General features: G+C 53.0%; 15 protein-coding genes. 2 read left to right on the top strand and 13 right to left on the bottom strand.

Annotated features, from left to right (window positions below):
• Positions 1–6: 6 nt before the first annotated feature.
• The 11 genes from WFL93_RS05750 to WFL93_RS05700 form a co-directional block, all read right to left on the bottom strand.
• Positions 7–930 (bottom strand): carbohydrate ABC transporter permease, encoded by a 924-nt coding sequence (locus WFL93_RS05750; protein WP_336777479.1) that lies wholly within the window; start codon positions 928–930, stop codon positions 7–9.
• 24 nt (positions 931–954) lie between these two features.
• Positions 955–2,226, bottom strand: a complete 1,272-nt coding sequence (locus WFL93_RS05745; protein WP_336777478.1) for an ABC transporter substrate-binding protein — start codon at positions 2,224–2,226, stop codon at positions 955–957.
• Between the two features lie 20 nt (positions 2,227–2,246).
• The gene (locus tag WFL93_RS05740; protein WP_336777477.1) at positions 2,247–3,413 is read right to left on the bottom strand and encodes a PLP-dependent transferase; all 1,167 of its coding nucleotides are present in this window, start codon (positions 3,411–3,413) and stop codon (positions 2,247–2,249) included.
• Entirely contained in the window at positions 3,400–4,110 is a 711-nt protein-coding gene (locus WFL93_RS05735) for a FadR/GntR family transcriptional regulator (RefSeq protein ID WP_336777476.1), read from the bottom strand. Before WFL93_RS05735 ends, WFL93_RS05740 begins: the two co-directional genes overlap by 14 nt.
• A gap of 289 nt (positions 4,111–4,399) precedes the next feature.
• Positions 4,400–4,864: a nucleoside deaminase gene (locus WFL93_RS05730; protein WP_336777475.1), complete on the bottom strand. Its 465-nt coding sequence runs from the start codon at positions 4,862–4,864 to the stop codon at positions 4,400–4,402.
• 146 nt (positions 4,865–5,010) lie between these two features.
• Positions 5,011–5,352, bottom strand: coding sequence for a hypothetical protein (locus tag WFL93_RS05725; RefSeq protein ID WP_009128019.1), 342 nt, complete (start codon positions 5,350–5,352; stop codon positions 5,011–5,013).
• 167 nt (positions 5,353–5,519) lie between these two features.
• Positions 5,520–5,774 (bottom strand): biofilm/acid-resistance regulator YmgB/AriR, encoded by a 255-nt coding sequence (locus WFL93_RS05720; RefSeq protein WP_009128021.1) that lies wholly within the window; start codon positions 5,772–5,774, stop codon positions 5,520–5,522.
• A 513-nt stretch (positions 5,775–6,287) separates the two neighbouring features.
• Positions 6,288–7,640: a PTS cellobiose transporter subunit IIC gene (gene celB, locus WFL93_RS05715; protein WP_336777474.1), complete on the bottom strand. Its 1,353-nt coding sequence runs from the start codon at positions 7,638–7,640 to the stop codon at positions 6,288–6,290.
• Positions 7,641–7,671: 31 nt separating this feature from the next.
• Positions 7,672–8,985 carry a 6-phospho-beta-glucosidase gene (locus tag WFL93_RS05710; protein ID WP_336777473.1) on the bottom strand — a complete coding sequence of 438 codons (1,314 nt, stop codon included), beginning with the start codon at positions 8,983–8,985 and terminating at the stop codon, positions 7,672–7,674.
• The gene (locus WFL93_RS05705) at positions 8,978–9,319 is read right to left on the bottom strand and encodes a PTS lactose/cellobiose transporter subunit IIA (RefSeq protein ID WP_180823808.1); all 342 of its coding nucleotides are present in this window, start codon (positions 9,317–9,319) and stop codon (positions 8,978–8,980) included. Before WFL93_RS05705 ends, WFL93_RS05710 begins: the two co-directional genes overlap by 8 nt.
• A gap of 59 nt (positions 9,320–9,378) precedes the next feature.
• Positions 9,379–9,684, bottom strand: a complete 306-nt coding sequence (locus WFL93_RS05700; RefSeq protein WP_049851631.1) for a PTS sugar transporter subunit IIB — start codon at positions 9,682–9,684, stop codon at positions 9,379–9,381.
• Positions 9,685–9,974: 290 nt separating this feature from the next.
• Between WFL93_RS05700 and WFL93_RS05695 the strand changes: the two genes are divergently transcribed.
• Positions 9,975–10,925, top strand: a complete 951-nt coding sequence (locus WFL93_RS05695) for a MurR/RpiR family transcriptional regulator (protein ID WP_336777472.1) — start codon at positions 9,975–9,977, stop codon at positions 10,923–10,925.
• Between the two features lie 37 nt (positions 10,926–10,962).
• Here WFL93_RS05695 and ampC read toward each other — a convergent pair whose 3' ends face one another.
• A complete protein-coding gene (ampC, locus tag WFL93_RS05690; protein WP_442955880.1) occupies positions 10,963–12,102 on the bottom strand; it encodes a class C beta-lactamase in 1,140 nt (379 codons plus the stop codon).
• A gap of 109 nt (positions 12,103–12,211) precedes the next feature.
• On the opposite strand from ampC, the gene ampR reads away from it, so the two are divergent.
• Positions 12,212–13,111, top strand: a complete 900-nt coding sequence (gene ampR, locus WFL93_RS05685; RefSeq protein WP_336777471.1) for a LysR family transcriptional regulator AmpR — start codon at positions 12,212–12,214, stop codon at positions 13,109–13,111.
• On the opposite strand, the gene clcA is transcribed toward ampR, so the two are convergent.
• The gene (clcA, locus tag WFL93_RS05680) at positions 13,108–14,493 is read right to left on the bottom strand and encodes a H(+)/Cl(-) exchange transporter ClcA (protein WP_336777470.1); all 1,386 of its coding nucleotides are present in this window, start codon (positions 14,491–14,493) and stop codon (positions 13,108–13,110) included. The genes ampR and clcA overlap by 4 nt on opposite strands.
• Positions 14,494–14,609 lie beyond the last annotated feature (116 nt).

Raw genomic sequence — 14,609 nt, 5'->3', positions numbered from 1 at the left:
CGCTCCTTATTTCAACAGCTGATGGCGTATGCGCAGTAACACCAGCGCATAACAGGTCATCAGCAGTAACAGAAACACCGCCATCGCCGAGGCATAGCCGAAATCGAGCTTGCGATAGGCGGTGGTGAAGATGTAGCTGGAGAGAATCGAGGTCGAGCCTGCTGGCCCGCCGTCGGTCATCACCACAATCAGATCGGCGAAGTTGGCGATCCAGATGGTGCGTAACATCACGGTGATAGCAATCATCGGCGCGAGAAACGGCAGCGTCACGCGGCGAAACTGCTGCCAGCCGCTGGCGCCGTCAATCGATGCCGCTTCGTAGAGATCTTTAGGGATCGATTGCAACGCCGCCAGCAGCGTAATGGCAAAGAACGGGATGCCAAACCAGACGTTGGCGATCACCGGTCCCCACATCGCCAGTTGCGGATCCGACAGAATGTTATAGGGCTCGCTCAGCACCCCCAAATCACTCAGCCACTGCGGCAGCGGCCCCACGACCGGATTGAGCAGCCATGACCAGGTCAGCCCGGAGAGAAACGCCGGCACCGCCCACGGCAAAAACACCAGCGCCTGCACCCAGCGACGCATGCGGAATTCACGTTTGAGCAGCAACGCCAGCGCCAGGCCGAAGAAGAACTGCAACAACAGAGAACTCAGCGTCCAGTTCAACGTGTGGCCCAGCGCTTTAAAGAAGCGCCGGTCATCAAACATCTCGCTGAAGTTGTCCCAGCCTACCCAACCGGTTTCCAGCGGATTGAGCAGATTTATGCTCTGAAAGGCGTACGAGATGCCGATCGCCATCGGCACAAAGATAAACAGCGCGATCAGCAGTAAGCCCGGCGACAAGTACCACCACGGCTCAGCCAACCGCGTCCAGCGCAGGCGCCGGGTGCGAGCAGTGCTGTTAGGCAGGGAAGTATCAAGCATCATATTTGAACTCCGCGTGTTCAGGGATTACTGGGTAGCCAGCCAGGCTTGCTGTTCTTTGCTGAGATATTTCGCCCAATCTTTCACCATGCTCTCGGTGTCGTTTTCTCCCAGCAGGGTTTCCTGACTGCTCTCTTTCACAATCACCGAGTTAAAGTAGCCCCAGCCTTTGAGGTGGGTCGGCATGGTGAGCGGCACATAGTTAGGATCGTTCAGCTCTTTAAACCAGCCGGCGAACTGCGGCGTCTGATAGAACGGGTCCTGCTCGGCCCCTTTATAAATCGGCAATGTGCCAACGAATTTCGACCACGCCAGGTTGTTGGTTTTGTCACTGAGGAAGGTAATCAGCGGCCAGGCGAGATCCTTTTGCTTGCCCTGCTTGAACATCGACCAGCCGGTGTAGCCAATCGTCGGGAAGGCTTTGCCTGATGGACCTACCGGCATCGGTGCTACGGCAAAATCATCAGCCGCCATGCTGTTTTTGATGGCGATTAGCGCATCCGGATCCTGATCGAGCATCGCGCACTTGCCGGAGTAGAAACCCGAGACGATCTCATTAAAGCCCCAGTTGACGCTGTCTTTCGAAGCGCCACCTTTTTGATACATATCCACCAGCAGCTGCGCACCTTTGATCGCGCCCGGCTGCGTCAGCGTGCTGTTACCCTGTTTATCGAAGAATTCCGGCGATCCGTTCATCGCCGCCATAAACATCATCCAGGCGTTGGTGCCACCGACGCCGCCGCGCATGCAATAACCGCTGATGCCGTTGCCTAACTGACTGATGCGCTGCGCATCGCTGGCGAACTCCTCCATGGTTTTCGGCGGCTCGCTCAGGCCCGCCTGCTGAAACAGTTTTTTATTCCAAAACAGCGCACGCAGATAAAAGCCATAAGGCACCATGGTGGCTTTACCGTTCGCGGCGCGCGCCATGGCCAAGGTTTTATCCGTCAGCTGCGACGTGGCATCCCAGCTTTTTAGGCGTGGTTCAAGGTCTTCCAGCATATTATTGCTGGCATACAGGCCTTGCCAGGTGTCCGGCATCTCCACCACATCCGGCACCTGTCCGCTTTGCAACATGGTGCCGAGTTTTTCAAACGCCTGGCCCCACGGCAGGGAGATCAGTTCGATCTCGGTACCCGGATGCTGCGTCTTATATTCATCAAGCATTTTTTGCAGCAGCGCCGTGCGCGGCGGGCTGGTGATCACCTCCACTACCGTGAGTTTGGCGGCGAGGCTACTCATGGCGGCACTTAGACCAACGGTTAAAACCAGCGCTTTCAGGGCAAAACGTGTTGTCATGACATTTCTCCAGTGATTGATTACGCGCGGTTAGCGCTGGCAAGGGCTTGCTGCAAATCGGCCCACAAATCGTCGGTCTCTTCCAGGCCCACCGAAATGCGGATCAGCCGTGGCGAGACGCCAAAATCGACCGCCGAGTTAAATTCATTGGCCTGATTGATCACCGAGATCGCCGGCATCACCAGACTTTCAAATCCGCCCCAGCTCACGCCCATATGGAACAGTTCCAGCGCGTTACACAGCTGCGGAATATCCACTTGTTCAGCCACCTCGAAGGCGAAAAGACCGCTGTAGCCGCGCAATGTGGACCACGGCTGCGGGTGCAATCCCGGATGGCACACCGTCGTTACCAGTGGATGTTCAGCCAGTTTTTGCGCAAGGGTGAGCGCACTCTGATGATGCTGCTTCATACGTAATGGCAAGGTGCGCAGGCCGCGCATCAGCAGCGACGCTTCATGCGCCGACAGCTTGCCGCCAAGGTAAGGACTGATAGAGCGGGTAATGTTGTTGATGAGCAGCTGGCTGGCGATCACCACGCCGGCGACCACATCACTGTGGCCGCTGATGTATTTCGATGCCGAGTGCACCACGATATCGATACCGCACAGCAGCGGCTGCTGGAAAATGGGCGACGCCCAACTGTTATCAATGATGCTAATTACGCCCGCTTCACGCGCCAGCCCGGCGAGCTTATGCAGGTTTTGTTCGCTCATTACCCAGCTGGACGGGCTCTCCAGATACAGCAGGCTGGCGTCGCTCAACGCGGCGCGAATTGCGGCCTCATCATCGCCATCAACAAATTCGGTAACAATGCCGAAGCGCTGACAGAAGCCACGCAAGAAGCGGTAGGTATCGGGATAAACGTGATTAACACACACCACTTTCTGCCCCGGCACCACCACACTGAGAATGGCATTGCTGATCGCCGCCATGCCGCTGCCAAAGGCCAGGCAGGCTTCGCCGCCTTCAAGCGCGGCCATTTTCTCCTGCAGTGCCTTTACCGTCGGGTTATCGACGCGCGAATAGAGTGGCTGATCGCTCTCGCCGCGAAAGCGCGCAATCATGCTGTCGTAATCGCTGAAGGTGAACAGCGAGGATTGGTAAATCGGCGTGGTCACCGCGCCGTTTTCATGGCGCCGATCGTGGGTAAGCAGCGTTTGCTGGGCAAGCGGTTTATCGTTTGGCATTAATCACATCCTTCATGTCGCGTTCGGTGATATCGAGAATTTGATGGCAGATAGCGCGTGCCGCCGCGCAATCGCGCTGGCAGATGGCGTTAAAGAGTTCGCGGTGCAGTGGGAAAGAGTCAGAAAACAGCGCCTGTTCCGGTGGGGATTCGAAAAAGGCGTGAAACGAGTCATAAATGCCGTTGAGCATTTGCAGCAGCAGTGGATTACCCGCCGCGCGATAGATACTGGCATGAAATGCCCAGTCTTCTGGCCCGGCTGAACCAATCGCCAAATGCACCCGCTCCATCTCCTCCAGGCGCTGCTCAATGGCATGCAGGTCTTCTGTCGTCGCTCGCTGGGCGGCAAGCACGCAGGATTCAGATTCGATAATGCGGCGCACTTCCAGCGCGTGCAGCATGTTGGTTGAGTCATTTTTAAAGCGCAGCGATAAAAAGCTGTCATTAATGCCGACCTCAGCCTGCAAAAAGGTGCCGCTGCCCTTCTTGCGCAGAATAATGCCTAACGCTTCCCAACGTTTTAGCGCCTCCCGCACCGTATTGCGGCTCACGCCAAGCTTCTCTGCCAGCACCCGCTCAGGCGGCAAACGGCTGCCGGGCTGTGCACCGGACTGCGCCATATAACGCGTGAGCGCATCAAGAATCAGCGTGTCGCTGCGCGGGGTGGAAATAGGATGAAGCTCAACCGGTATCTGCATGGCATTGCCTTAATTGGTCCAACATCTCTACCAATCGATTAGCAACCGCCGTGCCATATTTTCAGGTGCATGAAATAAATGAAATTTGTTAGCGGTAATAAGCGCAGGTTATGCATTTTGCCGGTGCAAATGGGTGAGATCTGCACCAGATAAGGACGGGGAAGGTGAATGCTGAAATAAACGAAGCGGGAAGTTTTGCTTACCAGGAAGAGACGAGTGGGGATGTTAAGCCGTTAGCGAATATTTACCGTTTAGCGCGCGACAGCCTCTGCGCGCTAAACGTGTACATTTATTTGTTTAGCAACTGCCAGCGCTTATAAACGTCCAGCGCCTGTGGGCGAGGCTGATATTTCATTGGCAAGCGACGCTGCTCAATGGGTTTACTGTACTCATCGTAGAAAGTATCCAATTCAAAATATTTCCGGTCATCACGATAATAAGTTGAATACTCTTCACGCTTAGTAATATAAATGACCTGCTTGGGACTACAGTAATAAAGTGCGCCTAAACACATTGGGCAAGGGCTGGCGAGAATATAGATTTCGCAGTCGGTAAGATTTTCACTACCCAGTTCACAACAGGCCTGGCGAATAGCCAAAATTTCGGCATGCGCGGTAGGATCTTTAGTCTGCGCAACACGATTAGCACTCTCTGCCACCACCTTACCGTCACGCACAATTACGGTTGCGAAGGGCCGCCCACCCTCCTCAACATTTTTCATCGCCAAATCAATAGTACGTTGTACAAAGTCCATTCATGCCTCACTTTTCCAATTCAATAATCATTGAACCTATATTTCAATTTCAGCCTGGTTCAATTTTTTGATATTAGAAAGCGAAGGATATGTCGAACGCATACAATTTAACCGTTGAGTGAGTAAGATTTTGTTTCCATCCAGACTTACCAATGGTTGCTATTACGACTGGCATCTATCTGGCCGGGAAGCGTTTCTAACTCACATTGGTTAGTGAAGGTTTGCGCAACCCCTCCATGTGATAAGGGTGCAACCGTACGCAATTTTATTGCGCGATTAACCTTAGGCAGCCACTCCTCGAAGTGTTTGCAGTAGGTATCCGCCAGATGCTTGTCATGCGTGCGGCCCAGGAAGAGTTTGCTCTTGCTAAGACGGCTCAAATCGGTGGCGTAGATTTCATAAAATTCGCCGCACTGCGCCATTTCGATTGCTGTGAAATGCATATGCGGCCAGAAGCTGACCTTTGCTTCAAAATTGCTGTAGTTCATCTAATTATCGCTTATTTTGGGGGGTTGGATCTTGCCAGTTAAACCTGGTCTGTCCAGTTATCATAACCCAATTACCGTGGTGTATTACTGTCAGATTAATCCTGATTCAGGAAAAAACATCTTCTTAAAGCCAATATGTTAATTTTACGATTATCTTCCTCGCAATATTAAATACCGGCATCGTCCGGCGTTCGTCCGACGACAATCTGCAGCGTGCTGCGTAAACACTCCTGCAATGCTCTGTCATGCGTACTCTCCAGCTCGGCAATAAGATGCATAATAATGTTCTTGTTGGTGACGCTTTTCTTGTCCGCAATCAGGGTTCTGATAACCGAGCCGAGAATTTCGGCTTCGGATTTTAAATGCACCGAACCACAGTTAAAATAGCTGACAAAATCGGTACTCATATTATTTTTTTGCATGACTGCTCCCTGGTAATTAAGACCAGCATTAAGTGGGATACTCATTACATCTACATCGTCGTAAACTGCGCGAAAACGGTGTTTTCTACTCAGTTCAGACATTCAGGCACCGATAAGCGAAAGTCGCGCTTAGCAGTGATTGTTTGGTTTTTTAACAACCGAAGGGGTCGTAATAGGAGGAAAATATTTTTTAAGAAGTAGAAAGTATCTATCAAGAGAGCCTGCTGAAAGTAAGTATATTTTGAGGTTTAGCACGAAGGATATTTTCTCTTTCGCGCCGGATGACAAAAATATACAAATGCACATTGAGAGTACAGAATTATCTTTGTAAAAAAACGCTGCTAATTTAAGCAGTTAAAATAAAGTCATCCAGAACAGTCAGTTGCGTGATAGTTAGAGAGCAAAGAGAATTGTAAATTAGTCACAAATAATGATTATTGCCCCTTTGGAGTTAAGCCCGTTCTCCGCCATTAAATTGCAGAAGCGCGAATTACTGCGCCTCTGCAATACCCTTTATGGTGTTACCGTATCTCGCGCTACCGTCTCGCTTAATTGCTGACTCTCTTTCTCTTCGCGGAACTTAAGGCGATCCCATACACGGAAGAATGGGTAGTAGATCACCAGTGAAATCGTTAGATTGACCACCTGCAGCACGGTGCCGGAAATATGCCCGCCGGTTGCCAGATACCCGCTAACGAAAATCGGCGTGGTAAATGGCAGCGCAATACCGGCGGGAGGCGCAACTAAACCGCTGCTCATCGCGGCCCAGGAGACAATGACTAATACCACCGGCGTCAAAATAAAGGGCAGGAACAGATACGGGTTCATCACCAGCGGAATACCGAACACCAGAGGTTCGCTAATATTGAACAGCGCGGCTGGTGCGGCAATCTTACCCAGTTGCTTCATCTGACGACTGCGTGCGCGGATCAGCATAAAAATTACCAGCCCCAGCAACGCACCTGTACCGCCCGGTGCAATCCATAAATCATAAAATTGCTGAGTGAAGATGTGTGGGATCGGTTGGTTGTGTTGAAACGCCTCAAGATTTTCACTCATGTTCGACAACCAAACCGGCTGAATAAACACCAGCACAATGGCATCGCCGTGCAATCCCAACGTCCACAGAATACCAATCAGCAGTACTGAGAAAATCATTCCAGGCAGCGTACCGCCGACGTGATGCATCGGCAAACCAATGACGGTGGCAATCAGATTGTTGATATCGCCAAACGGCGATGCCTCCACCACCAGACGAATCACCAGCACCACCGCCAGCACGCAGAAACCAGGCACCAGCGCGAGGAAGGATTTCGCTACCGCGGGCGGCACGCCTTCTGGCATCTTAATCACCAGATTACGACCATGCACAAAGCGGTAAATTTCGGTTGAAAGCAGCGCAATCACAATTGCCACAAACAATCCCTGGCTGCCAATCAACGAAATTGGCAGCACGCCCGTCACCAGCTGCGTGGGCGCACCTTCAACGGGAGCGAACAGCGTTTGCTGCGGAATGGTCATCACAAATGCTACTAAGGCCATCGCCCCGCTGGTCAGCGGATCGAGGGTGCGGTATTTCTCCGCCAGGCGATAGGCAATACCGAAGCTGGAGATTAGCGCCATGATGTCGTAGGTGGCGCGCACCGGATACAGCAGTTTGTTGCGCCACGTGTCGCCAAACAGATCCGCCATCAAATGGCCCCATGCCGGAATCGGCAAATAGGCGAAGATCAGGAAGAAACTGCCAATTAGCATAAACGGCATATTAAGAATGATGCCGTCACGCACGGAGAGCACATGCTTCTGACCGGCAACTTTCAGCGCGGCGGGCAAGACATAACGGTCTATAAAAGTATGGTTAGACATAGGTATACCTCTGGCTCAATGGCGCAACAGACTATGGCGTGGCGAACTGCGGCAGCCACGGCTGATTCAGGGTGAGCACTTCTTCCAGCAACGCCTCGGCCGTGGTGACATCACCGACCAACGGGTTGCCAACCAGCGCCAGCAGCGCCTGTTGGCGATCGCCATGCACCGCCGCTTCAATGGTTAAGCGCTCAAAGGATTTGATTTGTTGCGTCAGGCCATTCATCAGCGGTGGCAGTTCACCAAATACCAGCGGATGAGCGCCCTGAGCATCCACCAGGCAATTGACTTCCACCACCGCATCCTCTGGCAGACCATGAATCGCGCCCGCATTACGGCAGTTCACTACCAAATTTTTGCCGCTGTTGTTGTGAATGGCGCTGATCAGTTCGACCGCCACTTCCGAGTAATATGCACCGCCACGAAAACTGAGCTGCTCCGGTTTATGCGCCAGCTGCGGGTCGGCATACAGGGCAAACAGCTCGGCTTCCACTTTCATCACCTGCTCGGCGCGCGTGCCTTCATGCCCGTTTTGCGCTTTCTCCTGCTCCTCCGCCAGCATTTGCGGTGTTTGCCAGTAGTAACGATGATACGGGCACGGAATGGCCTTGAGGGCTCGCAGGAACTGCGGTGACCACGGCATATCTTTGATGTTATTCATGGTTAGCGATTGGCCGTCGCACAGCTGCTCAATCACCTGGGCGGTAACATCCTCACCGCGACACGTCACCTGATGTACCCACACCAGATGATTCAGCCCAGCAAAGCGCAGCTGCACATCATCCCAAGGCGCGTTGAGCATGCTGGCAATCATGTGATGCATGTTGACCGGCACGTTACACAGGCCAATGATCTTCGCCTTGCTATAGCGCGATACCGCTTCGGTAACGATGCCTGCCGGATTGGTGAAGTTAATAATAAAAGCATCAGGCGCCAGCGCTTCGACTTTGCGCGCAATGTTGAGCATCACCGGAATGGTGCGCAGCGCTTTCGCAAAACCCCCAACGCCGGTGGTTTCCTGCCCAAGGCGACCATATTTCAGTCCCAGCCGCTCATCCGCAGCGCGCGCGGCTAACTGGCCAACGCGCAGCTGCGTCAGAACAAAACTGGCGCCACGTATCGCCTCATCCAGTGCAAAATGCACGCTGACTTTTACCTGTTCCAGTCCGTTTTGCTGCAGCATACGACGCGTAAGATCGGCAATAATCTCGACCTTTTCACGCCCCTGCTCCACATCCACCAGCGCCAGTTCGGTGACCGGCAATTGCGCATAACGATTGATAATCCCTTCTACCAGCTCCGGTGAATAGCTGCTGCCACCACCAATAATTGCCATCTTAAGCATCTATTCCTCCTGCCGCAGTGCGGCGGTAGAGTTCAATGATTTCGCCCGCCAAATCCTGTATCAACATGGCGTTCATCAGATGATCCTGGGCATGCACCAGGATCAGGGTTACCGGCAGTTTGCCGCTGCCTTCATCCAGACTTATCAACGCGGTTTGCTGCTGATGCGCAGCGCTGATGCTCGCGTTCGCTGCCGCCAGCTGCTGCTGTGCTTCGCTAAACAGCCCTTCCCGCGCCAGACGCAGCGCGCTGATTGCTGCGCTGCGCGCCGCACCGGCATGCACCAACAGCAGCATAATTTCTTCTTCAAACTCGATTGCCACGGTTTCAGACATGCAAAATCCCCCACAGCACTGGGCCGTGTCATAACAGTCGGATTGGGTAAAACGGAAGGTTAGGAGGCGTGTAACGCCAGCGCTTTATCGAGCACCTGCTCGCCACGCATCATGCCGTAATCCATCATGTCGATGACGGCAACAGATTTGCCCAACGGTGCGGCGATAGCGCTAAGTCTGGGCGCTTCAAACTGGACCTGTGGGCCCAGCAAAACTACGTCGGCATCCGGCAGAATACGTTCAAACTCCGCTACCGGTACCGCTTTGATATCAATTTTCAGCCCGCGTCCTAGCGCGGCGCTCTGCATTTTATTAACCAGCATGCTGGTCGACATACCTGCAGCACAGCAAAGTACGATGCGCATATCTTCTCCTCCGATTATTCGTCATGGGCATTTAAGACCTGTCTCAGAGAGGCTGTAAAGTGGTTGGAGGCAGAGGATTTTCTAATGAAAAATATTTTAAGCATTAATATTCAATTGGTTAATCATTAAAATGACATGAAAATATTTTTCATCAGTGTGATCTGAACCGTAAATTAACAGTCGAAATGCCCTTAGTTGCTTAATGGCCTTCCGGAAAGATGAAAAAAACCTCAACATGAAAAATAATTTCATGCATGATGGGCATTCGCTATTGAGGGAGTGATGATCTGATGGATATTGTCTGGCAGTTGCGGCAGCAGTCGGAGCGCGCGGATGCGCCGGAATCGAAACTGGCGCGTTTTATTCTGGCAAACCTAAAAGCCAGTGCGCACGTCACCATGGATGACCTTGCCGCACAGGCGGGCGTCAGTCAGGAAGTGCTGCGTCGTTTTGCGGCGTCGGCGGGTTGTCGCGATCTCGATGATTTTTTGCATCAGGTGCGTAAAGCGAGCCAGCAGCAGGACAGTGAATTTATTACCGTCATCCGTCAGCGGCATGCCTCGCTCAGTCAGCAGGAGAAGCGCGTCGCCGAAACGATTTTGGGCGACACGGCGTTTGCGGCTTCAGCCACCATCGAGCAGCTCGCCACACGCGCCGAGGTGAGCGCCGCCACCATCACCCGCTTTGCTCGTTCACTGGGTTGCGAAGATATCCGCGATTTACGCATGCGATTGGCACAGGCTTCGCAGTTACGTAGCACCCAGGCCATTGCACCACTTGAGGCAATCAATCAGGCACTGATGCAGCAATACGCGCTGGCAGACACCACCACCTGGCAGCGTGCGGCGGATACGTTGCACCGGGCCAGAAGCGTGTTACTGATTGGTGCATCGGGGCCACAAACGCCGCTGGTGGCTGAAGTTCATCAGCGACTGCATCAGGCCGGATTGGCCATTGCATGGATTCAGGATGACAATTTGCTCAGCATGACGCTAAGTCTTTTGCAGCCGGATGACCTCCTGCTAATTCTCGCGCCTGCCGCCGTAAACAGCCACATGCTCAGTGCGGTACACCATGCGCATATTCAAAAAACAACGGTGATTGCGCTCTGTTCAGCATCGCTGGATCTCGCCAGTCAGGCTGATATCTGGCTACCGCTGCCCGCTACGGAAAATGCGCGTCGCTACGGTATTTTATTTGCGCTGGATCGGCTGGAAGCTGGACTGCAAGACATTCTGTAGTTGGTAAAAAAAGAGGCGATAATTCGCCCCTTCACGCTTACTGCAACGCCGTTAAAATCTGCATCGCGGCTTTTACCCGCTCGGTGTTCGGGTAATTTTTATTGGCCAGCATGACGATACCTAACTGCTTCTCTGGGATAAAGGCGACATAAGCGCCGAAGCCGCCAGTGGCGCCGGTCTTGTGTACCCATGATGCGTTCACGCGCGGATGTGGCTTGGCATCTAATACCGGCTGCGCGCCGAGCGCTACCTTATTGTCTGCGCCCTTCTCAGTCATTGCTGCCTGACCTGGCCAATCCAGCATTTCCCAGCCCAATCCCTGATAGAGAGCCGCGGTGCGGTAAAAACGCGTTTGCGCTAGCTCGAGAGCCTGCTGCAAGGTTTTGTCCTCAACCTGCTGCGGATCCATATTGGCCTGCATCCAGCGCGCCATATCTTTTATCGACGATTTTACGCCATAGGCTTCGGCGTCCAGCATGCCAGGCGAAACGCGCACCGGCTTGCCGTCGCGATAGCCCCATGCATACCGTTTTTGCTCTTTTTGCGGCACGCTGATAAAGGTGTGATCGAGCTTCAGCGGCGTCAACACGCGTTGTTGCATCGCCTGTTCAAATGACAGCCCGCTGGGTTTCACCGCCAGTAAACCAAACAGACCGATGCTGCTATTGGCATATTGTCGGGTGGCGCCGGGCTGCCATTGCGGCTGCCACTGTTGATAGAAATTCACCAACTTATCTTCGTCAGTGACCGCATCAGGAACCTGTAACGGCAAGCCGCCTGCGGTATAGGTCGCCAGTTGCAATAGCGTGATAGGACGCCACTGCGGTGCATTAAGTGCCGGCCAGTATGTGTTAGCAGCATCGCTAAGCTTAATTTCGCCTTTGGTTACGGCCACGCCGCCCAAGACACCGGTGAAGGTTTTACTTACCGATCCGAGTTCAAACAGCGTGTCTGCCGTAACCGGAAGCGGGTATTGTGTATCCGCCTGACCCCAGGTGAAAAAGTAAGGCTGGCCTTTCACTATCACCGCTACGGCCATGCCGGGAATCGCTTGCTGTTGCATTAGGGGTTTGATGATCTGGCTCACGCTGGCTTCAACCTCAGGTTGGGCGGCCATGCTGATTGCGCTAACTGATGCCAGCAGCGACGCTAGCAGGGTGCGAGAAATCAATTTCATATTATTAGTCTTCCGGGTGGTTATTTCGCCTGCAGTTTGCCCAATTTGACAGCGGGCAACAAACGGTTAATTTTAGTGGCAGATAAAAGAAAATCTTACAGGTAAAGCCGTGACTCGCCCTTATATCCCACTTAATGCGCTGAGAGCCTTTGAAACCGCCGCACGTCATCTAAGTTTTACTAACGCTGCAATTGAACTGCACGTTACTCATGCGGCGGTGAGCCAGCAGGTAAAATTACTGGAGCAGCAGCTCGGCTGCCCGCTGTTTGTCCGGGTTTCACGCGGCTTGATGTTGACGCCGCAAGGTGAGAGTTTGCTGCCGGTGTTGAACGACTCTTTCGATCGCATTGCCGATACGCTGGATCGCTTTTCAGCGGGTAGAATGCGTGAAAAATTAAAGGTCGGCGTAGTGGGCAGCTTCGCCACGGGTTTACTGCTGCCGTGCCTGAATGACTTCAATCAACGGCATCCCCATATTGAGCTGCAGCTCTCCACCCATAACAATCGCGTCGATCCAGCAGCAGAAGGTCACGATTACACCATTCGCTTTGGCAGCGGGGCGTGGCACAGCACCGAGGCTAAGTGTATTTGCCCCGCCCCGTTGTCACCATTGTGTAGCCCGTCCATCGCCCGGCAGTTGCAGCAACCTGCTGATGTGCACAAATTCACCCTGCTGCGATCTTTTCGCCGTGATGAGTGGAGCCAATGGTTGCAAAGCATCAACGAGCATCCACCTTCTCCCGCTCATCCAGTGATGATTTTTGACTCGTCATTAACCATGATTGAAGCGGCGATGCAGGAAGCCGGCGTAGCGTTAGCGCCGGTGAACATCTTCAGTCACTTGCTCCAAACCGGACGGCTGGTGCGCCCCTTTAATGCGGAGATTAATCTGGGAAGCTATTGGCTTACGCGATTGCAGTCGCGCAGCGAAAGCGCCGCCATGACGGCGTTTTCAGTCTGGCTGGGCGAACAGTTTGGTCAGCATAAACAAAGCATTTACAAAGCTTAACCTTCAACCTGCTTTGTCTTCGCCAGCGTGCGGGCGAGTAATGAGGAATAGAGCGGTTTACCGCCAAAAAATTGGGCGGCTAATGTTGCCCCCAGACAGGTAATGATCATCGGCAAAATCAGCTGATAGTTATTGGTCATCTCAAGCACCAGCACAATGCCGGTTAGCGGGGCGCGAACCGAAGCGGCAAACAGTGCGCCCATACCGGCCACGGCAAACGTTGCCGGTTCCAACTGCAAGCCAGGCAACCACTGCATACATAATTGCCCGTAACAGGTGCCTAATAAGGTGCCCAATGTCAGCATCGGTGCAAAAATGCCGCCGGGAGCCCCGGAGGAGAAGCAGCAAATAGTGATTAGCGTACGCAGAGCAAAAACAACAAACAGTGCCAGCGCACTGTAACTGCCGCTGGAGAATTCCGGAATAAATGTAACCCCACCGTTAATCGCTTGCGGCAGCACGAGGCCAATTAAACCACAGAGGCCGGCTAACAAGCTCCCCCACATTACCCACGATGCAATGCGCCCTTTATGTAATCGCTGAAATTGGTCTTGCGCGAGAAAAATGGCGCGGTTGAATGCCACGCCAACGCCACCAAACAACGCGCCTAACACCAGATAGAGCCAAAGCGTATTGGTTGGGGCATCCCGTAACTGACCGATATTGATGATTACTTCATTGCCATTACAGATACGAAAGACAACACTGGATACGATAACGCCGACAAACACCGCTTTGATTGAAATCAGGCTATAACGAAACTGTGGTCGCATCTCTTCGATGATGAAAAGAATCCCGGCCAAAGGCGCATTGAAAGCCGCTGATAAACCCGCGGCGGCACCGGTTGCCAGCAATGTATGCCGCGACTCAGACGAGCGAACGCGGAAGAGATCGACACACATGCCGCCGATATTACCGCCCAGTTGCACCGTTGGTCCTTCTCGCCCCAATACCATGCCGGAACCTAATGCGCCCATCCCACCAAAGAATTTAACCGGCAGCACTCGCCACCAGCGCACCGGACGAAGCTCTTCCAGCGCGCCTTCAATTTCTGGTATTCCTGAGCCACCGGCTTCAGGCGCATAACGTCTCACCAGAAAATATCCTATTCCACCAAGTATTGCTGATAACAGAAAAGCGCCGATAAAGGTAAGAATCGGACTGCCGCTCAGGCCATCAAGCAAGCTCAATCGCATCTGCACCACATAATTGACCGCTTTATCAAAGGCAACCCCCACCAGCCCGGTTAACATTCCAACCAGCGCCGCCAATGACAGTAATGCGACAGGCGTTTTATCGCGGCGTAATAGTTTCTGCATCAGCAAGAAGCGCCCTGCGCGTAAAAACGTTTTGGGCTCGGAGACGTGTTCTTTAGCAGGCATGTAAATCCTTAGTTCCGACAGCAGTAATTGAATTGTGCTTTAGAAAATAAGGATTAGCATACTGAGATTAAGGGAGTTATTAACGCATTAATTCGCAAACGAATTTTTCAACTGGC

The sequence above is a fragment of the Pantoea sp. USHLN256 genome (assembly GCF_037149875.1).
Lineage (GTDB): Bacteria > Pseudomonadota > Gammaproteobacteria > Enterobacterales > Enterobacteriaceae > Pantoea > Pantoea nemavictus.
Note: the sequence above shows the minus strand (reverse complement) of the source record. Positions and strands in the feature narration are given on the sequence as shown.